At 58.9% G+C, this 20876-nt stretch carries 22 protein-coding genes; 7 read left to right on the top strand and 15 right to left on the bottom strand.

Features of this window, described 5'->3' with window-relative positions:
• From ROLI_RS14240 to ROLI_RS14265, 6 genes are all read right to left on the bottom strand, one after another.
• Entirely contained in the window at positions 1 to 2001 is a 2001-nt protein-coding gene (locus ROLI_RS14240) for an acetyl/propionyl/methylcrotonyl-CoA carboxylase subunit alpha (RefSeq protein WP_187429240.1), read from the bottom strand.
• A 292-nt stretch (positions 2002 to 2293) separates the two neighbouring features.
• Positions 2294 to 2641, bottom strand: a complete 348-nt coding sequence (locus tag ROLI_RS14245; RefSeq protein ID WP_187429241.1) for a hypothetical protein — start codon at positions 2639 to 2641, stop codon at positions 2294 to 2296.
• Positions 2642 to 2726: 85 nt separating this feature from the next.
• Positions 2727 to 3101, bottom strand: a complete 375-nt coding sequence (locus ROLI_RS14250) for a DUF6497 family protein (protein WP_187429282.1) — start codon at positions 3099 to 3101, stop codon at positions 2727 to 2729.
• Positions 3102 to 3103: 2 nt separating this feature from the next.
• On the bottom strand, positions 3104 to 3502 hold the full coding sequence (locus ROLI_RS14255; RefSeq protein ID WP_187429242.1) for a cupin domain-containing protein: 399 nt from the start codon (positions 3500 to 3502) through the stop codon (positions 3104 to 3106).
• A complete protein-coding gene (locus ROLI_RS14260) occupies positions 3499 to 3984 on the bottom strand; it encodes a hypothetical protein (RefSeq protein WP_222869432.1) in 486 nt (161 codons plus the stop codon). Before ROLI_RS14260 ends, ROLI_RS14255 begins: the two co-directional genes overlap by 4 nt.
• Positions 3954 to 5486 carry an acyl-CoA carboxylase subunit beta gene (locus ROLI_RS14265; protein ID WP_187429244.1) on the bottom strand — a complete coding sequence of 511 codons (1533 nt, stop codon included), beginning with the start codon at positions 5484 to 5486 and terminating at the stop codon, positions 3954 to 3956. Before ROLI_RS14265 ends, ROLI_RS14260 begins: the two co-directional genes overlap by 31 nt.
• 181 nt (positions 5487 to 5667) lie before the next feature.
• On the opposite strand from ROLI_RS14265, the gene ROLI_RS14270 reads away from it, so the two are divergent.
• Positions 5668 to 6897: a multidrug effflux MFS transporter gene (locus ROLI_RS14270; RefSeq protein WP_187429245.1), complete on the top strand. Its 1230-nt coding sequence runs from the start codon at positions 5668 to 5670 to the stop codon at positions 6895 to 6897.
• A 222-nt stretch (positions 6898 to 7119) separates the two neighbouring features.
• Here the strand turns inward: ROLI_RS14270 and ROLI_RS14275 are convergent, their stop codons facing one another.
• From ROLI_RS14275 to ROLI_RS14290, 4 genes are all read right to left on the bottom strand, one after another.
• Positions 7120 to 7665 carry a hypothetical protein gene (locus ROLI_RS14275; protein ID WP_222869434.1) on the bottom strand — a complete coding sequence of 182 codons (546 nt, stop codon included), beginning with the start codon at positions 7663 to 7665 and terminating at the stop codon, positions 7120 to 7122.
• A complete protein-coding gene (locus ROLI_RS14280; protein WP_222869435.1) occupies positions 7604 to 8119 on the bottom strand; it encodes a hypothetical protein in 516 nt (171 codons plus the stop codon). The genes ROLI_RS14275 and ROLI_RS14280 overlap by 62 nt, the downstream gene beginning before the upstream one ends.
• Entirely contained in the window at positions 8065 to 8883 is an 819-nt protein-coding gene (locus tag ROLI_RS14285) for a CoA-transferase (protein WP_222869436.1), read from the bottom strand. Before ROLI_RS14285 ends, ROLI_RS14280 begins: the two co-directional genes overlap by 55 nt.
• 370 nt (positions 8884 to 9253) lie before the next feature.
• Positions 9254 to 9763: a MarR family winged helix-turn-helix transcriptional regulator gene (locus tag ROLI_RS14290; RefSeq protein WP_187429247.1), complete on the bottom strand. Its 510-nt coding sequence runs from the start codon at positions 9761 to 9763 to the stop codon at positions 9254 to 9256.
• 167 nt (positions 9764 to 9930) lie between these two features.
• Here ROLI_RS14290 and hmgA point away from each other — a divergent pair, with 167 nt between their 5' ends.
• From hmgA to ROLI_RS14320, 6 genes are all read left to right on the top strand, one after another.
• Positions 9931 to 11280 (top strand): homogentisate 1,2-dioxygenase, encoded by a 1350-nt coding sequence (gene hmgA / locus ROLI_RS14295; RefSeq protein ID WP_187429248.1) that lies wholly within the window; start codon positions 9931 to 9933, stop codon positions 11278 to 11280.
• 5 nt (positions 11281 to 11285) lie between these two features.
• Complete coding sequence (locus ROLI_RS14300; protein WP_316247414.1) at positions 11286 to 11474, top strand: glutathione S-transferase N-terminal domain-containing protein; 189 nt, start codon at positions 11286 to 11288, stop codon at positions 11472 to 11474.
• On the top strand, positions 11438 to 11686 hold the full coding sequence (locus tag ROLI_RS14305; RefSeq protein WP_316247415.1) for a hypothetical protein: 249 nt from the start codon (positions 11438 to 11440) through the stop codon (positions 11684 to 11686). Before ROLI_RS14300 ends, ROLI_RS14305 begins: the two co-directional genes overlap by 37 nt.
• On the top strand, positions 11686 to 11916 hold the full coding sequence (locus ROLI_RS14310) for a hypothetical protein (RefSeq protein WP_316247416.1): 231 nt from the start codon (positions 11686 to 11688) through the stop codon (positions 11914 to 11916). The genes ROLI_RS14305 and ROLI_RS14310 overlap by 1 nt, the downstream gene beginning before the upstream one ends.
• Before the next feature lie 10 nt (positions 11917 to 11926).
• A complete protein-coding gene (gene fahA, locus ROLI_RS14315; RefSeq protein WP_187429249.1) occupies positions 11927 to 13177 on the top strand; it encodes a fumarylacetoacetase in 1251 nt (416 codons plus the stop codon).
• A 231-nt stretch (positions 13178 to 13408) separates the two neighbouring features.
• Positions 13409 to 14809: a short-chain fatty acyl-CoA regulator family protein gene (locus tag ROLI_RS14320; RefSeq protein WP_187429250.1), complete on the top strand. Its 1401-nt coding sequence runs from the start codon at positions 13409 to 13411 to the stop codon at positions 14807 to 14809.
• Here the strand turns inward: ROLI_RS14320 and ROLI_RS14325 are convergent.
• The 5 genes from ROLI_RS14325 to betI form a co-directional block, all read right to left on the bottom strand.
• The gene (locus ROLI_RS14325; RefSeq protein ID WP_187429251.1) at positions 14806 to 15471 is read right to left on the bottom strand and encodes a thermonuclease family protein; all 666 of its coding nucleotides are present in this window, start codon (positions 15469 to 15471) and stop codon (positions 14806 to 14808) included. The two genes, ROLI_RS14320 and ROLI_RS14325, sit on opposite strands and share 4 nt — an antisense overlap.
• A 66-nt stretch (positions 15472 to 15537) precedes the next feature.
• Complete coding sequence (betA, locus tag ROLI_RS14330) at positions 15538 to 17196, bottom strand: choline dehydrogenase (protein WP_187429283.1); 1659 nt, start codon at positions 17194 to 17196, stop codon at positions 15538 to 15540.
• A gap of 85 nt (positions 17197 to 17281) precedes the next feature.
• Complete coding sequence (gene betB, locus ROLI_RS14335) at positions 17282 to 18739, bottom strand: betaine-aldehyde dehydrogenase (RefSeq protein ID WP_187429252.1); 1458 nt, start codon at positions 18737 to 18739, stop codon at positions 17282 to 17284.
• A gap of 42 nt (positions 18740 to 18781) precedes the next feature.
• The gene (betC, locus tag ROLI_RS14340) at positions 18782 to 20290 is read right to left on the bottom strand and encodes a choline-sulfatase (RefSeq protein ID WP_187429253.1); all 1509 of its coding nucleotides are present in this window, start codon (positions 20288 to 20290) and stop codon (positions 18782 to 18784) included.
• Positions 20287 to 20862 carry a choline-responsive transcriptional repressor BetI gene (betI, locus tag ROLI_RS14345; protein WP_187429254.1) on the bottom strand — a complete coding sequence of 192 codons (576 nt, stop codon included), beginning with the start codon at positions 20860 to 20862 and terminating at the stop codon, positions 20287 to 20289. Before betI ends, betC begins: the two co-directional genes overlap by 4 nt.
• Between the last annotated feature and the right edge of the window lie 14 nt (positions 20863 to 20876).

Consider the following 20876-nt stretch of genomic DNA (forward strand, 5'->3'; position numbering starts at 1 on the left):
TCATTCAAACTCCATGATCACGTCATCCACAGCCAGGCTGTCCCCGGCGGCGGCGTTGATTTTGGAGACAATGCCCTTGCGTTCGGCACGCAGGATGTTCTCCATCTTCATCGCCTCAATGGTGCAGAGCGCCTGACCATCCTGGACCTCATCGCCCACGGCCACATCCAGTTTCACCACCAGACCGGGCATCGGGCAGAGCAACATTCTTGACGTATCGGGGGGCAGTTTTTCGGGCATCTTGCGGGCCAATTCCGCCTGGCGCGGCGTGCGCACATGCACCTTCATATCCGCGCCACGCGTGCGGATCCGGAAACCACCGCTGATCTTGCCAACCTTCAGGATCAGCGGGGCATCAGCAACCGTCATTTTCGCCAGCTTGTCACCGGGCGTCCAATCGCCGCTGACACGCAGCGTTGTGCCATCCTCGAACTGCACGGTTGACCCGCCCTGATCCGCATCGGTCGTCACGTCATAGGATTGCCCCTGCAACGTCACGTTCCAGTCGCTGCCAACCTTGCGCTCGTGGTTATCCATTCGGCCCGACACGCGCGCGCGGCGAATCTCGGCAACCCGGTGCATGGCCGCACAGGCCGCCGCGATCCGGTGCAATTCAGCCTCCGGCAGTTCTACGCCTTCAAACCCATCGGGGTATTCCTCGGCGATGAAGGCGGTGGTCATATCGCCCGAGATGAATTTCGGATGATCCATCACGGCGGACAGGAACGGAAGGTTATGCCCGATCCCCTCAACCTCGAAACTATCGAGCGCGACGCGCATCCGCTCAATCGCTTCGCCCCGCGTGGGGGCCCAGGTGCACAGCTTCGCGATCATCGGATCGTAATACATGCTGATCTCGCCGCCCTCATAGACGCCGGTGTCATTGCGCACCACGTGATCGGGCTCGCGCACCTCCGCAGGCGGGCGATAGCGCGTCAACCGCCCGATAGAGGGTAGGAACCCGCGATAGGGGTCCTCGGCGTAAAGCCGGTTTTCAATCGCCCAACCGTTCAGTTTCACATCCGATTGTTTGAGTGTCAGTTTTTCACCATTTGCCACGCGAATCATCTGTTCGACCAGATCGACGTCGGTGATCAATTCGGTGACGGGATGTTCCACCTGAAGCCGCGTGTTCATCTCGAGGAAGTAGAAGTTCTTGTCGCCATCTACGATGAATTCGACCGTCCCGGCGGATGTATATCCCACCGCCTGCGCCAGTGAGACCGCCTGTTCACCCATCGCCTTGCGCGTGGCCTCGTCCAGAAACGGGCTGGGGGCTTCTTCCACAACCTTTTGGTTGCGCCGCTGGATCGAACATTCACGCTCACCCAGATAGATCCCATTGCCGTGGGCATCACAGAGGACCTGAATTTCGATGTGGCGCGGCTGCGTGACGAATTTCTCGATGAAAATCCGGTCATCGCCAAATGAATTGGCCGCCTCGTTCTTGGAGGATTGAAACCCCTCGCGCGCCTCCGCGTCATTCCAGGCGATCCGCATGCCCTTGCCGCCGCCCCCCGCCGAGGCCTTGAGCATCACGGGGTATCCGATTTCGCCCGAAATCTTGACCGCCTCATCCGCATCTTCAATGATACCCATATAGCCGGGCACGGTGGAGACACCGGCTTCCTGCGCGATCTTCTTGGAGGTGATTTTATCCCCCATCTTTTCGATCGCGCCCTTGGGTGGGCCAACGAAAGCCACGCCCGCCTTTGCCAGCGCATCGGCGAATTTGGCGTTCTCAGAGAGGAACCCATAGCCCGGATGCACGGCCTGCGCCCCGGAGGCTTTGATTGCCGCCATGACATTGTCGATCACGATATAGGACTGATTGGCCGGGGGCGGGCCGATGTTCACCGCCTCATCCGCCATTTGCACGTGCAACGCCTGCCGATCCGCATCCGAATAAATCGCGACGGTTTTAATGCCCATCTTGCGCGCGGTTTTGATGACACGGCAGGCGATTTCGCCCCGATTGGCGATCAGGATCTTGTTAAACATGTGGTGTCCTTTTGAATGTCTTGGTGTCTTTTGGCATCGCGCGCGCGACGTGATCCGGCGCGTGCACGCGGCAAACGTAAAAAGGCGGGCAGCCGGTGCGCTTTCACGCCAGACTGCCCGCCAGGGGAAGGGGTACGAATAGTGTACACAGCAATGGCACGGGGATATTCGCGCAGTGCCGCGTCTTCCAGATTACTCGCTGGAGTTGAATTGGCGAGCTTTTTCCTGATATAATTCCCGCTATGGGCGAATGATTGCCCATCGGACCTTTTTACAGGCAAGAACACGCCGATCATTCCTCAAACGCCTCAGGAAAAGATTGACGCGCGATGCGTTCATCAATGACCAGCATCGCGTCGTAATCCGCCGGATCAAACGGGTCCGTGGCCGGGACCACCTCGCGCCCGAACATCCAGGACAAGCGTCCCGCATCCAGATTGCCACGCGCAAAAGGCTCTGCGCCGAAATGCTCCCACAGGGCCTTGAAGAACGCGGCATCCGCGCGCCGATCGGCGGGTTTGCGATCACTGCGGCGCGCGCGTTCGGTAAGGGGCGTGACGCCACGCGGATTGAACCGGCGCAAGGTGAATTGAAAATCCGTACCGGGCAGCCGCCCCGGAAAGCCGCGGTGTTTCAGCATGATCCGACCCCATTCATTGCAAATGACCCCGCGCAGGCGCGCATCAGACGCATCGGCTTGGAGCGGGGGGCAAAGCCATGCCGCATCACAACCCCTCCCAGACGCAGGCACCCGAACTCACCCGGAACAGATCGACAAACTGCGTGACGTCGGGATCGGAGACGCCGAATCCCATGGGTTGATCCAGGATCATTACGGCGACGATTTCAGGGGCAAGGTCAAATTCCATCATATAGGGCAATGCGACCTTGGCGCAGAGATACTCAAGATCCGGCTCCGCCTGTACGAAACTGATGCTCCCGGTATCACGTGCAATCTCGGGTGCGAGAAAGCGAAACCGCAGCCAGGTTTCGGCATTCACCTCGTCGATCAGCACATCGAACAGTTCCACCGGCTGTCCCGACGGGACATCCAGCACCGGGACTGCAAGCCCCAGGGCAAACACGCTGGCCAGCAACACACTCAAGGTGCTGCCTCATCGCGTGTCTCAAACGCCGCAGGCGAAATGATCTCGAGCAACTCCAGATCATCCGAATGGCGCACTTCGCGGTGCTTGATACCGGGCGGTTGCAACACACAGGACCCCGCGCGCAGCATGTGCTTACCGGTGCCCTCATATTCGAACACAACCCAGCCTTGGGTGATGTAAACCATCTGGAACTCCAGATCATGGCTGTGCCAGGTTGCTGGGCTTTCCATCCCAGGCACCGCACGAATGACATGCGCGCCATAGGCCCCTTTGGTCGCGGCGCTGATCCCGAGATCGCGATATTCAAAGAACGGCCGCAGCCCCGCGCCCGCGAACTTGCCATCATCTGCATGGGCGATGGTGAAGGCCTGATTTTTCCAAATGCGGGTCATGCGAAGACGCCCCACACAATACTCAACAATAGCACCAGAAGTGAGACATAACCGACGATTGTGAACGTCCAAAAAGGCAAGACAAGTGGTTCAGATATCGCGACCATACCCTGCTCTGTAAAAGGCAACTCATCCTGTTTAGTTAGTCGTTTAAGGAAGGCCAAGTAGTGCTGTCCTTTTACGGTTGTATTGCCATTCTTGCGATAAATTTCCATTGCCAATGTGCATTGAATGAATACGGACATATACCAAGCAATTAAAACTCCACAGAAAAGAGCGATAGCAGCAATCGATGTCCATAACGAAAGCCAGACACTCTCAACCTGAGCTAAAAATCTGAGTTGCGCCAAAAGTATGCCCAAAGGTAAGGCGCACACTCCGATCGAGGACTTGGACTGCGAGGATACTTCCTTCAAAGCCTCAACGTAGTTTGATTCATCTTTAGTCATACTCACAACGGAATATTGTCGTGTTTCTTCCACGGCATTTGCGACTGCTTGTTACGCAAGGACGCAAAGGCGCGCGCGATGCGTTTGCGCGTGGTACGTGGCATGATCACCTCATCCACGAACCCGCGCTCGGAGGCCACGAAGGGGTTTGCAAAACGCGTCTCGTAATCGGCCGTATGCTTGGCGATTTTTTCCGCATCACCCAGATCGGCACGATGGATGATCTCAGTCGCGCCCTTGGCCCCCATGACGGCGACCTCGGCCGTCGGCCAGGCATAATTGAAATCGGCGCGCAGGTGTTTGGAGGCCATCACCACATAGGCACCGCCGTAGGCTTTGCGCGTTATCACCGTCACCATTGGCACCGTCGCCTCGCCATAAGCAAAGAGCAGTTTCGCCCCGTGTTTGATCACGCCGCCATATTCCTGGCTGGTGCCCGGCAGGAAACCCGGCACATCCACCAGCGTCAGGATCGGGATCTCAAAGGCATCGCAGAACCGCACAAACCGCGCCGCCTTGCGCGAGCTGTCAATGTCCAGACACCCGGCCAACACCATCGGCTGATTGGCCACCACGCCCACCGTCCGCCCCTCCAGACGGATGAAACCGGTGATGATATTCTTGGCGAACTCCGCCTGAATTTCGTAAAAATCACCCTCATCGCCCAGCTTGAGGATCAATTCCTTCATGTCATAGGGCGTGTTGGGGTTTTCCGGCACCAAGGTGTCCAGCGAGGCCTCAACGCGGTTCGGATCATCAAAGAACGGGCGCACGGGCGGTTTTTCGCGGTTGTTGGAGGGCAGGAAATCCACCAGACGGCGCACCTCTGCCAGTGCCTCCACGTCATTCTCAAAGGCTGCATCGGCCACGGAGCTTTTGCGCGTATGGGTCGAGGCCCCGCCCAGTTCTTCCGCGCTGACCTGTTCGTTGGTCACGGTCTTGACCACATCGGGACCGGTGACGAACATGTAGGAACTGTCTTTCACCATGAAGATGAAATCGGTCATGGCTGGCGAATAGACCGCGCCGCCCGCACAGGGGCCCATGATCACGCTGATCTGTGGCACCACGCCGGAGGCCGTGATGTTGCGTTGGAAGACATCGCCGTAGCCTGCCAGCGAATCCACGCCTTCCTGAATGCGCGCGCCACCGGAATCGTTGATGCCGATAACCGGCGCACCGTTTTGTACGGCCATATCCATGATCTTGCAAATCTTGCGCGCGTGGGTTGCGGAGACCGACCCGCCCAATACAGTAAAATCCTGGCTGAACACATAGACCAGACGCCCGTTGATGGTGCCCCAGCCCGCAACGACCCCGTCACCCGCAGGCTTTTGCTGCTCCATGCCGAAATCGGTACAGCGATGCGTGACGAACATGTCGAATTCCTCAAAGCTGCCCTCATCGAGCAGCAATTCAACCCGCTCGCGCGCCGTGAGTTTACCGCGCCCGTGCTGCGCGTCGATCCGCTTTTGACCGCCTCCCATGCGGGCGGTTTCCCGGCGCTCTTCCAGCTGTTGCAGAATATCTTTCATGACGACCCCGTTACGTTGATTGCGCGCACCCTATCGCCAAGTGTCGCTGGATCGAAGGGGATTTTAGCAAATTTGCAAATCTTATTCACAATATCAATTGAATAATGCAAATCAGCAAACTTCATTTTGTGCATAGCAGCTATGCATGGACAACAAAAAAGCTCCGGCCTAGGTTTGGTCGATGAAAAAGCCCCCCATCATTCGCTTTCTGGACAGGAAAACACCACCCCATATCGTGACCTTGATCCTATTGGCCGGGATGTCGGCGATGGTGATGAATATGTTCCTGCCCAGCCTGCCGAACATGACCGCGTATTTCCAGACTGATTACAGCACAATGCAACTTTCCGTTGGCCTCTACCTGGGTGTCAGCGCAGGCCTGCAAATCCTGATCGGACCGATTTCGGATAAATACGGGCGCCGCCCGGTGATCCTATGGGGGTTGATCATCTTCATGGCGGCGACGATCGGGTGCATTTTTGCGCCCACGGCGGAAATCTTTCTCGCCTTCCGCATCAGCCAGGCGGTCATCGCCAGCGCCATGGTGCTGAGCCGCGCCGCGGTGCGCGATATGTTTGATCAGGATCAGGCCGCCTCGATGATCGGCTATGTCACCATGGGTATGGCCATCGTCCCGATGGTCAGCCCGATGTTCGGCGGTGTGCTGGATGAGTTTTATGGCTGGCACGCGAATTTCTGGGCGCTGTTCATCCTCGGCGGCCTGACGCTCTGGCTGGCCTGGGCGGATCTTGGCGAAACCGCAACGAAAAGCGGCAAGTCACTGCTTCAGCAATTTGGTGAGTACCCGGAACTCCTCACATCCCCCCGGTTTTGGGGGTACTCGCTCGCCGCGGGCTTCTGTTCGGGGGCGTTTTTCGCCTATCTGGGCGGCGGGCCGTTTGTTGGTTCCGTGGTCTTTGGCCTGTCGCCCTTCTGGGTCGGCATCTACTTTGGCGCACCCGCTTTAGGGTATTTCTTTGGTAATATGTTCACCGGCATGCTCGCGCAACGCGTAGGTCTCAACAAGCTGGTCCTGATTGGCAGCCTGATCAATGCGGGGGGCGTATTGCTGTCGCTGATGATCTTTGTCGCAGGCCACGGCAGCGCGTTGAGTTTCTTCGGTTTGATGACCTTTGTGGGTCTGGGCAATGGCCTGGTGATCCCCAATGCCACCGCCGGCATGTTGTCCGTACGCCCTCATCTTGCGGGGTCGGCCTCTGGTCTGGGCGGGGCCATCATGATCGGTGGCGGTGCAGCCCTCAGCATTCTGGCCGGTGCCACGCTGAGCGCAGAAACGGGGGCGTTTCCTCTGCTCTATATTATGCTGGCAACTTCTTCGGCCGCAGTGGTGTCAATCCTGATGGTGTATCGGCGCGAACGTCGCATCACCATGCAAGCCCCCTTGCGCTAAGCTAAATCGCTGGCCTGCCCTTTCCTTTCAAGGAAAACGTTATATTTCTGGCGACCGGCCAGAATAAGCGGCCATCACGGTCATTTGCGTTCCTTATCAAGATAGGACTGCGCTTGCGCGCGGCTTTCAAAAATATGGGTGCGCGCGACGGGGAGCACTTCGCCGATTTTCAACCGCATAAAGGCGGATCCCGAATAACGCGAGACATTGCGGTAAAAATCTTTAGTCAAAACCCGCCACCATCTCGGCCCCGTTACTTCCAAGCGCCGCGTCAATGCGCAAAACGTCATAGTTCACAATCACATCGACGGGCTTTCCATAGGCCGCGCAGGTCGCGGCCACAGCGCCCTTGACGCGGTCGATCTCTGCTTGCGTGCGGATGCGCATCTTCTCGAAATTAAGGAATAATTGCCCCGATTTACTTTCGATCGCAACGCGTTCGAGCAGATCCAGATGCAACAGGTTCCGGCGCAGATCTATCTCGATGTTACGAAAAATACGCGCATCCATCGGGCGCAGCTCCTCCACGATGGGGTGGTGGTCCATAAGGGCGAGAATATCGCGTTCCAGATCGATTCCAGGCGCAATTTCGATCAGTTTCAGCCCCTTTTGGGTCAATTCGAACACACAGCGCTCGGTTACATACAGAACCGGTTGCCCCAAGCGGGCAGCACGCACGCCAGAAAAGGACACCTGCTCGACATGTTCAAGGAGCTTTCGCGTCTGCCCCTCCTGGCGGATTTCCACGCCGTCTTCGCTGATCTGCACATCCAACCCCCGCGCCGTGAAGGTGCCCGCAAACACCACCGCGCGCGGTCTGGCTGATGTTGATGAACCCACCCGCCCCGGCAAGCCGAGGCCCGAACTGCGGCACATTGACGTTGCCCGCCGCATCCGCCTGCGCCAGGCCAAGGCAGGCCATATCAAGACCGCCCCCATCGTAGAAATCGAACTGGTTGTTCTGCGGGATGACTGCATCGGTGTTGACCGCTGCGCCAAAATCGAGCCCCGAGGCCGGTTGCTCCCCGATCACGCCGGGTCCGGCCGTCAGCGTCAAATGCTCCAGCAGACCTTCCTCGGCTGCAACCGATGCGACCTCTTCGGGCATGCCGATGCCAAGATTGGCCACACCATTGACCGCCAACTCAAAGGCGCACCGCCGTGCGATCACCTTGCGCACATCCAACTGTAGCGTGGGGGTTTCACCGACCGGCGGTCGCATGCGGTTGGTGAAAGCCTGACTGAAAGCGGTGCTGTAGGTTTGCAGGTGGTTCTCTGGCTTGGCCACAACCACGGCGTCCACAAGAATGCCCGGAATATGCACATCGCGCGGGCCATACGTTCGACCTGCACGATGACCACGCCACCGGCATTATGCACCGCCATGGCCTGCGCCAGATTGTCGATGGTCGGAGCTTCGCGCTCCATCGTGACATTGCCTGCCTCATCGGCCGTGGTGCCGCGCAACAAGGCCACTGTCAATTTCTGGGACGGGTAAAACAGGACCTCTTCACCGTTGATCTCCATCAACTCAACTTGGGGCTCGGTTGAAATATCGTTTATCGCACCACCGCCCTGACGCGGATCGACAAACGTCTCCAAACCTACTTTGGACAACATCCCCGGCTTGCCCGCAGCGATGTCGCGGTAAAGCTGGCAGATTACGCCTTGCGGCAGGTTCCAGCCTTCGATCTTGCCCTCGGTCGCTAACGTCGCAACCCTCGGGATCAGCCCCAAGTGGCCGCCCACAACCCGTTTCAACAACCCATCATGGCCCAACCGGTTCAGGCCACGCTCTTTGCCATCGCCCTGCCCTGCGGCAAAGACCAAAGACAGGCCACGCGGATGTCCTGTTTCGATAAACCGCGCCTCAACCGCCGCCAAAAGCTCATCCGGCACGCCAATGCCGACAAAGCCCGACGTTGTGAGCGTATCGCCATCCTTGATCAGGGCGGCGGCCTCGGCAGCGGAAACGCGCTTGCCCACCTTTATGGCACCATCTAGCCGCCATCAACCGGTGCCGTGGTCCCAGAGGGGTTTTCCGCCGCATCAGCACAAAAGAACAACGCCCATTGTTTACCGGTCGGGCATGTCTGCTTCCCTTGCGCCGCGGCGCCCACATCGCGTTTGACCGCCTCTTGGGTCATTCCGCACAAACGGGCGGTGTCGGGATTTTGCGTCGCACCCAAGGGCCCCGGACAGTGGGCGGTGCGACGGACATCGGTCCCCTCAGGCGCGCGCGTCCCTTAGCCTGTCCCAAGCCGGTGATGACAGCGGTTTTGCCTGTCGGATCCGTCATTTTTACGCCCTCAGTGCTGTCGTATCTTATAACTTCGAACAGCTTGCGCGCCCGCCGCTAACCTGCGCCATTTGGACGGGCGGTTGGGCCTTCTTTGTCCACCTGCGGACGCCGTGTGGCCCCCGGATGCATGTCCAGCACATCATGCAGCCGTTCCAACAAAGCGTCCAGTTGATCGCGTTCTGTGTCTGAAAATGCGCCCAGCAGCGCAGCTTCAAAGGATAACGCCTCAGGAACGATCCCGTTGAAAACGTCAAGCCCTGCCTCGGTCAGTTCGATTTCGACCAGGCGATGGTCCTTGTCACAGGTCGTTTTTGCCAGAAAACCTGCCTTTTCGAGCTTGGTGACAGCACGGCTCACACTCGGTTTTTCCAAATACACGCTGTCATGGATTTCACGCACGGACATCTTTTCGCGGCGTGCAACATGCACCAACACCCGCCATTCAGGCGTCGAAAGGCCATATTTTTCACCGTAAACGTTCGAGAGCATCTTGGTGACGCGAGACGAGAGCACCGACAGCTTGTATGGCAAGAAGTCGGACAGGGTGAAACCGCCTGAAGCCATGTAACCCGATCTCCTGTATTTCGTTGCATATGAAATGACCTTGACACAGTTTTTCACAAAGGAGTATTCGTTGCAAGTGAAACGATTTGTCTCGCCTCTGGCAAAGCGCTGCCAATACCTGATACCGGCGGCCAGGACCCAAGTTTCTCAATGCAAGGAGACGCAGGATGAAAGACGCAGATATCAGCCCCCTGGTTCAAGCTGACGGCACCACAACCACGCCCGGATATATGCCTGGGTTTGGCAATGATTTCGAAACCGAGGCCCTGCCCGGTGCTCTGCCCCAAGGCATGAACAGCCCGCAGAGATGCAACTATGGTCTTTACGGCGAACAGCTTTCGGGCACCGCCTTCACCGATGTGCGCCCTGAACGGACGTGGTGTTACCGCATCCGCCCATCGGTCAAACACAGTCACCGCTATGAGAAAATCGAACTGCCATATTTCCGGTCGGCGCCGGACATCCACCCGGATGTGACCTCTCTGGGCCAATACCGCTGGGATCCGATCCCGCAGCCGGGTGAACCGCTCACGTGGTTGACGGGCATGCGCACCATGACGACGGCGGGGGATGTGACCACCCAGGTGGGTATGGCGAGCCACGTCTATCTGGTGACCGAATCCATGCAGGACGCGTATTTCTACTCTGCCGATAGCGAAATGCTGGTGGTGCCTCAGGAAGGCCGCCTGCGCTTCGCCACGGAGTTGGGCATCATTGATCTGGAGCCCAAGGAAATCGCCATCATCCCGCGGGGCCTTGTGTACCGGGTCGAATTGCTTGATGGGCCCGCACGTGGCTTTGTATGTGAGAATTACGGCCAGAAATTCGACCTGCCGGGGCGTGGCCCGATTGGCGCGAACTGCATGGCCAACCCGCGCGACTTCAAGGCACCCGTGGCCGCGTTTGAGGACCGCGAAGTGCCCTCCACCGTCACCGTGAAATGGTGCGGCCAGTTTCATACCACCAAGATCGCCCAGAGCCCGCTGGACGTGGTCGCCTGGCACGGCAACTATGCGCCCTATAAATACGATTTGCGCAATTACTGCCCGGTCGGTGCGATCCTGTTTGATCACCCGGACCCGTCGATCTTTACCGTGCTGACGGCCCCCTCCGGCCAGCCCGGCACCGCGAATATCGATTTCGTGCTGTTCCGCGAGCGCTGGATGGTGATGGAGGATACCTTCCGCCCGCCCTGGTATCACAAGAACATCATGTCCGAGATGATGGGCAATATTTACGGCGAATATGACGCCAAACCACAGGGCTTTATCCCCGGCGGCGTGAGCCTGCACAACATGATGCTGCCCCATGGGCCGGATCGTGAGGCGTTCGAGAAGGCCTCCAACGCCAATCTTGGCCCTGACAAGCTGGACAACACCATGTCCTTCATGTTTGAGACGCGATTCCCGCAGCAATTGACGCAATTCGCGGGCAAGGAGGCGCCGCTTCAGGAAGGTTACATCGACTGCTGGGCGGACATCGAGAAGAAATTCGACGGCACACCGGGCAAGAAGTAACCGGGATGCTGACGCTCTATTCCTACTGGCGATCCACCATATCCTACCGGGTGCGCGTGGCGTTGAACCTCAAGGGGCTGTCTTACGAGACGGTCCCGGTGGACCTTGTCGCGGGTGCAAAACGCACACCGGACTATACCGCCAAAAACCCTAGGGCGTGCCAACGCTGGTGCTGGAGGACGGCACTGTGCTGACGCAATCGCTGGCGACCCTCGACTATCTGGATCATATCGCCCCTGATCCGGCCCTGCTGCCGGAGGACCCGGCCCTGCGGGCCAAGGTGCGGGCCGCAGCGCAGGTCATCGCGCTCGACATCTATCCGTTGAATAACTTTAAGGGCGTGAGCCGCCTGAAGTCCGAATACGGCTTGACCGCCAATCAAGGTATTGAATGGATGCGCCATTGATGACTGATGGCTTCCACGCTTATCAGGCGCTACTGGCTGATGGCCCCGCCTACAGTTTCTCGGACACACCGTTGTTTTGCGACATCTGCCTCGTCGCCCAGCTTTATAATGCACATCGCCGGGGCGTTGACATGACGCCCTTCGCCCGCCTGCTTCAGATCGAAGAACAGGCCCTGAACCTGCCGGCCTTTGACACCGCGCGCCCTGAAAACCAGCCAGACGCCACTTGAAGGATACATCATGACACAGCTCCTCCGCTCCTGGGTCGAAAGCGCAAATTCGCCCGATACCGACTTCCCACTCAACAACCTGCCTTATGGTGCCTTCCGCATCGGCGGCGGCGACCTGCATGCGGGTGTCGCGATTGGAGACCGCATCCTTGAGGTGACCGCACTTGAACAGGCCGGTCTGCTTGACTTGCCCGAAAACGGCGTCTTTGCCCGTGGCACATGGAACGACTTCATGGCCCTTGGCGAGGGCGTCTGGGCCAGCTTCCGTAACCATCTGACAAAGGCGCTGTCTGAGGGTGCATCGCAGCAATCCGATCTTGAAACGCATCTGGTTGCGATGGCCGATGCCACGCTTGAGATGCCCTTCACCGTGACGGAATTCACCGACTTTTACGCAGGCCGCCATCACGCGTTCAATGTCGGTTCGCTGTTCCGCGATCCGGCCAACGCCCTGCCGCCCAACTGGCTGCATATCCCGATCGGCTACAACGGCCGTGCGTCATCCGTTGTGGTCAGCGGCACCGACATCACCCGCCCCATCGGCCAGATGAAATCGCCGGACATGGACATGCCGGTTTTTGAGGCGTCCAAGCGTTTTGATCTGGAACTTGAGATGGGGGCCATTGTCGGCACCCCGTCCAAAGGCCGCGTGGGCGTACAAGAAGCCGACGACATGATCTTTGGCTATGTCTTGCTGAACGACTGGTCTGCGCGCGACATTCAGGCCTGGGAATACCAACCGCTGGGGCCGTTCCAATCCAAAGCGACCGCGACCACTATCAGCCCGTGGATCGTGACCAAAGCTGCCCTTGAGCCGTTCCGTGCCTCGACCCCGCCGCGCGAAAAGGAGCTGCTGCCTTATCTGACTGAGCCCGGTCCGATGCTATACGACATTGATCTGGAGGTTGGTCTTGCGCCCGAAGGCAAGAGTGAGACCAACCTGTCGCGCACAAATTACAATGTCATGTATTATTCCGCGGCCCAGCAATTGGCCCATCATACGACAAGCGGCTGCCCGATGCGTGTGGGCGACCTTCTGGGGTCCGGTACGATTTCCGGGCCCGAAAAGGGCAACCGTGGCAGCTTGCTGGAACTCAGCTGGGCTGGCAAGGAACCCTTGATACTGGACACCGGCGAAACCCGGAGTTTCCTGGAGGATGGCGACACCCTCACCCTGCGCGGCAGGGCCATCGGTGACGGATATAAAATCGGGTTTGGTGAGTGTGCGGGTACGTTGCGACCTGCTCGCGCTCTGGATTGAACCACCGCCAGGAGGGATATTCCAACTTGATTGCAGCATGCCAATCTGGTCCGTTTTCAACCCCATGGCCTCAAACCAAATCAATGGACCTCTGATCTTGGTATCACCGTTTTTTTTGAGGTATTAAACCATCTGTTAACCGTCATCATTGCAACTTGCCTCAAAAGGTTTGCAAAGTCGCTGCAAACGAATCTGCATATTTGCAAATTGCCATGAAGGGGTGCCTGCGGGATGGCCACACAGAAACTCTATGCAGGTGCAAAACTGCGCGAGTTGCGTACCAGGCTTGGTCATACGCAAAAGGACTTTGCCGCCAAATTAGGCGTATCGTTACCCTACCTGAACCAGATGGAAAACAACAACCGGCCCGTTTCCACGACCGTGGTGCTGGCCTTGGCGCAGGAGTTTGGTCTGGATGTGACCGAGCTGAGCGCGGGTGACAGCGAACGCCTGGTCAGTGACATGCGCGAGGCGCTCGCCGACCCGCTTTTCGCCGATACCTTGCCACCGATTGCCGATCTTCGATTGGCCGCCTCCAACGCACCCAGTTTTGCGCATGCTTTCCTGGAATTGCACCGCAGCTATCGTCAAATGCAGGAACGGCTTGCCTCGCTGGATGAGGCTTTGGGACGCGAAGATGCCCGCGCCACGCCCAGCCCCTGGGAAGAGGTGCGCGATTTCTTTCACTATTGCGATAATTACATCGACGCCGTGGACCGTGCGGCCGAACATTTTGCCAGTAAGGAAGGCGGCCATCGCAACATCAGGGTCGCTGCGGTTTCTGCGCTCGGTAATGCGGGCGTCACCGTGGAGTTTGCGGACACCGACCAGCTGCGTTGCTATGATCCGGCAACCAAATCGCTGTCCCTGTCGCGCCGCGCGCCACCCGAGACCCAGACCTTTCAATTGCTGTTGCAGGTTGCGTTGGTCAAACAGGACGCGCTGCTGGAAGCCACGCTTGATCTGGCGCGGTTCCACACTCTAGAGGCCCGCGCGATTGCCAAGATCGGTTTGGCCAATTACTTCGCGGGTGCCGCGCTGATGCCCTATGACAGCTTTCAACAGGAAGCCCGCGCCTGTCGGCACGACGTCGAAGCGCTGGCCGGACACTTTGGGGCCTCCATTGAGCAGGTGGCGCATAGGCTCTCCACGCTGCAACGCCCCGGTGCCAAGGGGATCCCGTTCTTCTTTGTCCGGGTCGATCAGGCCGGTACGATTACCAAACGCCATTCCGCCACGCGCCTGCAATTTGCGCGATTTGGCGGGGCCTGCCCGCTCTGGAACGTGCACCGGGCGTTTGAGCTGCCCGGGCGCTTCCTGCGCCAGCTTGCCGAAACCCCCGATGGTGTCCGCTACATCAATCTGGCGCGTGATGTGTCCAAATCGGCGGGTCGGTTCGGCGCGCCGGTCCGGCGCTATGCGATTGCCTTGGGGTGTGAAATTCGCCATGCGCGCGATCTGGTTTATGCCGACGGGATGGATCTCAATCGTGACAGTGCCTTTGAGCCGATCGGCATTTCATGTCGGATCTGTGAACGGGCGCGTTGTCATCAGCGCGCAGTGCCCCCTTTGGAGCGCAAACTGCGGGTTGATCCGAACCTACGCGATGTGCTGCCGTATCAGGTGGATTAACGTTTTGCCTGCCGCCATCCGGCGCGACGTGCCTGCTCGGGGGTGCAAAACCAGCGTTCACCGGTCTCGGGTCTGATCCCGGTGCGTTCATAATCCCGCTGACCGGGCATGTGAAAAATCCGAACGCCTTTGCGTGACACATTGCCCTTGATAGGACAGGCCCGATCCGGCGGGATGCGCCCCACTGCGCGGGTTTGACGAAATTGCGATGGGTTCTGTACATGGCTTGCGTGCAAGCCGACATCGCGCACCGCCGCCGCCTTTTCCGCCAGAACATAGTCGCGCGCATATTTACGATAGGCAAAGGCCAGCCCGGCGCTCACGATTTCATACCCAATGTCTTGGCCACGCACCTGGCACCGCGCCACGATTCGGTTGTAGCGATCCATTGTTACCGTCTCGCAAGTGGCCTGCCTGCCTTCATAAAGCTGGCTCACCTGCTCTGTCACCCAGGTCCCGCAGTTCCAGGTCATCCCTTGCTCGGTCCGACAGGTCTGTCGCGCTTCGGGTGCATCGATGCCATGGATGCGGACGCGCCTATCCCCGACATCGATCGTATCCCCGTCAATCACGCGCACCACGCCGGACGGATTTGGTGTCGCCAGCGACGCATCGGGCAATGTCACAGCACCCAGGATCAAACAAAATAAAAAACCACGCATAGGATGGATATGCCCACGACCTAACCGCGAAACAAGACAAATCCATTAACCTAGGTTAATTGACGGTTAACGCTGGGAGGTTTCCCAATCCGGATGCAGCCAGGGCGCATCATTGGAGCGTGCCAGCGGATCGCGTCCCAACAGGTGATCGGATATTTTTTCACCCACCATGATAGAAGGCGCATTGAGGTTGCCATTCGTGATCCGCGGAAAAATGCTGCTGTCAGCCACGCGCAGCCCGTCGACCCCGATCACGCGGGCTTGCGGGTCCACGACGGCACCCGCATCATCCAGGTGCCCCATCCGGCAGGTGCCGCAGGGGTGATAGGCGCTTTCGGCGTGTTCGCGGATGAAATCATCCAGCGCGTCATCCGATTGCACCGACGCACCCGGTTGTATTTCACTTTTGACAAAAGGCTTGAACGCCTCCTGCGCAAAAATCTCGCGGGTCAGGCGGATGCAGCGCCGGAAATCCGTCCAATCCTGATCGCTCGACATATAGTTGAAAAAGATGCGCGGTGCCTCCGCCGGATCAGCCGATGCAAGCGTGACGGCCCCGCGCGAGGGGGAGCGCATCGGCCCGACATGAGCCTGAAACCCATGACCTTCCGCCGCGACCTGACCATCATATCGCACGGCAATCGGCAGGAAATGATATTGGATGTCCGGGTAGGGCACACCGGCTTGCGAGCGAATGAAGGCGCTGCTTTCAAACTGATTGGACGCGCCCATGCCGGTCTTGGTGAACAACCATTGCGCCCCGATCAAGGCCTTTGAAATCGGGTTCCAGTGTTTGTAAAGCGTGATCGGCTGGCTGGAGGCCATCTGAATATAGAGCTCCAGATGATCCTGAAGGTTCTGCCCGACCCCCGCGCGATCCGCGACAACGTCAATACCATGCTCGGCCAGATGCGCGCCCGGACCGATCCCCGACAACATCAGCAACTTGGGCGAATTGATCGAAGAGGCCGCCAAAACCACCTCGCGGTTCGCTTTGATTACTTCCAAACCGCCACCACGCCGGATTTCGACACCCCTCGCGCGCCCGTCCTCAATGATGACACGCTGCGCCAACCCATTGACCAGCGTGCAGTTCTGATACTTCAAAGCCGGGCGCAGATAAGCATTGGCCGCCGACCAGCGCCGCCCCTGCCAGACCGTCTGCTCCATCGGCCCGAACCCTTCCTGTTTCTGGCCGTTGTAATCTTCGGTCGTCTGATACCCCGCCTGCCGTCCGGCCTTAACAAATGCCTCATAGAGCGGGTTCTGGCGCGGTCCCCGGCTGACATGCAGCGGCCCGTCCGAGCCGCGCCACGCTGGATCCCCGCCATGCCCGTTGTGGTGCCAGCTTTCCATGCGCTTGTAATAGGGCAAAACATCGCCGTAGCCCCAACCCTGCGCCCCCTGCTCTTCCCAATGATCAAAATCCATCGCATGGCCGCGCACATAAACCATGCCGTTGATGCTGGAGGAGCCGCCTATCACCTTACCGCGCGGACAAGCCAACCGGCGGTTGTTCAAATGCGGCTCGGGCTCGGAAGAAAACCCCCAGTCATACCGCTTCATATTCATCGGATAGGAAAGCGCCGCCGGCATCTGGATGAACGGTCCCACATCGCTCCCGCCATGCTCGATGACGATCACCGAGGAGCCGGCCTCCGCCAATCGGTACGCCATCGCACATCCGGCACTGCCTGCGCCCACAATCACAAAATCCGCTTGCATCATATCTCTCACCTATCCGGATGGCACCGCGCGGCACGCGCATAAAACATGGCGTGCGCGTCAGCGCTCCTTTGGATCACATCTGTTAAAAAGGCGCTTCCAGATCGCCCATGCGCACATAGACCGACTTCAACTGGCTGTAATGCGCGATCGCCGCCTTGGAATTCTCACGCCCCACACCGGAGGCTTTGGAGCCCCCAAAGGGGGCCTCGACGGGCGCGTCGTTATAGGTGTTGATATAGCAGGTCCCCGCCTCAAACCCCGCCGCCACGCGATGCGCACGGCTCAGATCCCGCGTGAAAACACCCGCCGCCAGACCAAATTCCGTGTCATTGGCCCGCGCCATCACGTCGGCCTCCTCGGTGAAATCCAGCACCGCCATGACGGGACCGAAAATCTCTTCGCGCGCGATCATCATGTCATCTGTGACGTCGGCAAACACGGTCGGTTGCAGGAAAAACCCTTCATGATCGACCCGCGCGCCGCCATAGACCAACCGCGCGCCTTCCGCCTTGCCTTTCTCGATATAGCCCAGAACGATATCCATCTGCCGCTGCGACACCATCGGGCCGAAACTCGTCTCGGGCTGCATCGGATCACCAATCACCGCTCCCGCCAGACGTTCACTCAAGCGCTTCAAAAACGCCTCCTTGATATCAGCATGCACAAAAACCCTTGTCCCGTTGGAACAAACCTGACCGGACGAGTAGAAATTCCCCAGAATTGCGCCGCTCACCGCGTTTTCGATATCCGCATCCTCGAACACGAGGATCGGGGATTTACCGCCCAATTCCATCGTCACGTGCTTGATGCCCGCCGCCGCCGCCGCGTAAACCTTGCGCCCCGTCGGCACCGATCCGGTGAGCGAGACCTTATCCACGCGTGGGTCGCTGACCAGCGCACCACCCACCTCTCCCATGCCTTGAATGACGTTATAAACGCCCGCTGGCAGCCCGGCCTCATGCAGGATCTCGGCGATCTTCAGAGCGCAAAGTGGCGTGGTTTCGGAGGGTTTAAACACCATCGTATTCCCGCAGGCCAGCGCGGGCGCGCCCTTCCAGCAGGCGATTTGTGTCGGGTAATTCCACGCGCCGATCCCGACACAAACACCCAGTGGCTCGCGGCGCGTATAGACCCAATCCTCGCCCAATTGGATATGCTCACCCGTCAGGGTCGCCGCCATCCCGCCAAAATACTCCAACGCATCCGCCCCGCTCGTGGCATCCGCAACGCTGGTTTCCTGATAGGGCTTGCCGGTGTCATAGGTTTCCAGGATGGACAGCTCATGGTTGCGCTCACGTATGATATCCGCAGCGCGGCGCAGGATCCGGCCGCGTTCGGTGCCACTCATCGCCGCCCATTCAGCCTGTGCGGCGCACGCGCAAGACAAGGCCTGATCAATGATTTCGGGCGTGGCCGCATGGACGGTCGCGATGACCTCGCCCGTGGCGGGATAGATCACCGGAATGGGCGTGCCGGAGGTGTCTTCGACATAGGCACCATTGATGAAATGGCTTGCGGTGGGTTGTGTTGGATAGGTCATAATCGCCTCCGGCGGGCATATTTTGGGAACAATGAAGAAGGCTCACTCAGCGCGCGGGAAGCGTTTGCTGTCTTCGAGCACGTTGAGGTCCATGTGGTTGCGCATGTATTGCTCTGAGGCATCACGCAGGGGCTGATAATCCCAAGGGTAGTAGCCGCCCTGTCGTAGCGCATCGTAAACCACCCAGCGGCGCGCCTGGCTTTTGCGTACATCCGCGTCAAAGGCTTCGAGGTCCCAGCGCGCTTCGGATTTTGCCCTCAGCTGGTTCAGGGTTCCCTGGTGTTCGGCTACATCGGCGAGGTTGTGCAACTCATGCGGGTCGGCCTCCAGATTAAAGAGTTGATCCGGGTCCAACGCGCATCGGTTGTATTTCCATTTGCCGTAGCGCAGCGACACCATCGGCGCGTAGGTGGCCTCCGCTGCATATTCCATCGCGACAGGTTCGGTACGCGCGACACCCTGGCCCATCGCCACCAAGGACGTGCCCGTGGTCCATTCGACGACCTCCTCCATCGACACACCCGCCAGATCGCAAAGCGTCGGGCAAACGTCGATATTGGAGACCGGTGTGGTGTGCAGGCCCGGCGCCATCTGCGGTGCACAGATCATCAGTGGCACGCGCGCAGATCCCTCAAAGAAGGACATCTTGAACCACAAGCCGCGCTCGCCCAGCATGTCCCCGTGATCGGAGACAAAGAGGATAATCGCCTCTTGCCGGGTGTCTTCGAGCGTCTGCATTATTTCGCCAACCTTATCGTCCAGATAGCTGATATTTGCGAAAAAGGCCTGCCGGGAACGGCGGATGTCGGTCTCTGTGATGTCGAAGCTACGCCAGTCATTGGCGTCGAAAATGCGTTTGCTGTGCGGGTCCTGATCGGTGTAGGCGAATGCTGGCACCTCCGGCAGCAGGTGTTCGCAATCCGCGTAGAGGTCCCAGTATTTCTTGCGCGCGACATAGGGGTCATGCGGATGGGTGAAACTGACCGTCAGGCACCAGGGCCGTGCATCACCGCCGCGTGACAGATCGTAAAGTTTGCGCGTCGCGTTGAAGGCGACTTCATCGTCATATTCCATCTGGTTGGAAATCTCGGCCACGCCTGCCCCGGTCACCGAGCCCATATTGTGATACCACCAGTCAATCCGCTCGCCGGGCTTTCGGTAATCCGGCGTCCAGCCGAAATCGGCGGGGTAAATATCGGTGGTCAGGCGTTCTTCGAACCCGTGCAATTGATCCGGGCCCACAAAATGCATCTTGCCCGACAGGCAGGTCTGATAGCCCGCACGGCGCAGATGATGCGCATAGGTCGGAACGGAGGACGGGAATTCGGCGGCATTGTCATAAACGCCGGTGGCCGAAGGCAATTGCCCGGACATGAAAGCCGCACGCCCCGGCGCGCAGAGCGGCGAGGCGGTATAGGCATTTTTGAACCGGGTGGAGCGTGCCGCCAGTTTCTTGAGGTGGGGCGCGTGCAGCCAATCCGCCGGGCCATCCGGGAACAGCGTGCCATTCAATTGGTCCACCATCAGGATCAGGATATTGGGACGGCTCATCTGCGGCTCTCCAGCAGGATGTTCAGGGTATCAAGGGCGGTGGTGCGTGCCGCATCGGGTGTTTGGGAGCGCGACAGGGCGGCGCGCAGATAAAGACCGTCGATCAACGCAGCCAGGGTTTCGGCGATGGCTTCGGGTCGGTCCGCCAGAGGGCGCAGCGCATGGCTGAGATTGGATTTCAGCCGTCGTTGGTACAGCCGTAACAGTCGTAGCATCTCGCGGTTTGTCTGGGCCTGCGCATAAAGCGTCATCCAGGCGCTCACGGTATCGGGTGAAAAGCAGGTTGGTGAAAAACTCGCCTCGATCACGGCAACAGCGCGCGCCTTGGGGTGCGTCGCACCCGTCAGGCCGCGGCGCACTTCGACCCCGAAATCGCGCAGGATCTGGCGCATGGCGGCCAGAAAAATCTGATCCTTGCCGCCGAAATAATGATGCGCCAGTGCCGTGGACATGCCTGCACGTTTGGCGATCTGTCCGACGGTGATATCCATCGACCCCTTGGAGGCCAGTTCCGCGATGGTGGCATCCACCAACTCCGACCGGCGGATCGGTTCCATTCCGATTTTTGGCATACGACTCCCCTTTT

It is taken from the genome of Roseobacter fucihabitans, from assembly GCF_014337925.2.
In the GTDB taxonomy this organism is placed as follows: domain Bacteria; phylum Pseudomonadota; class Alphaproteobacteria; order Rhodobacterales; family Rhodobacteraceae; genus Roseobacter; species Roseobacter fucihabitans.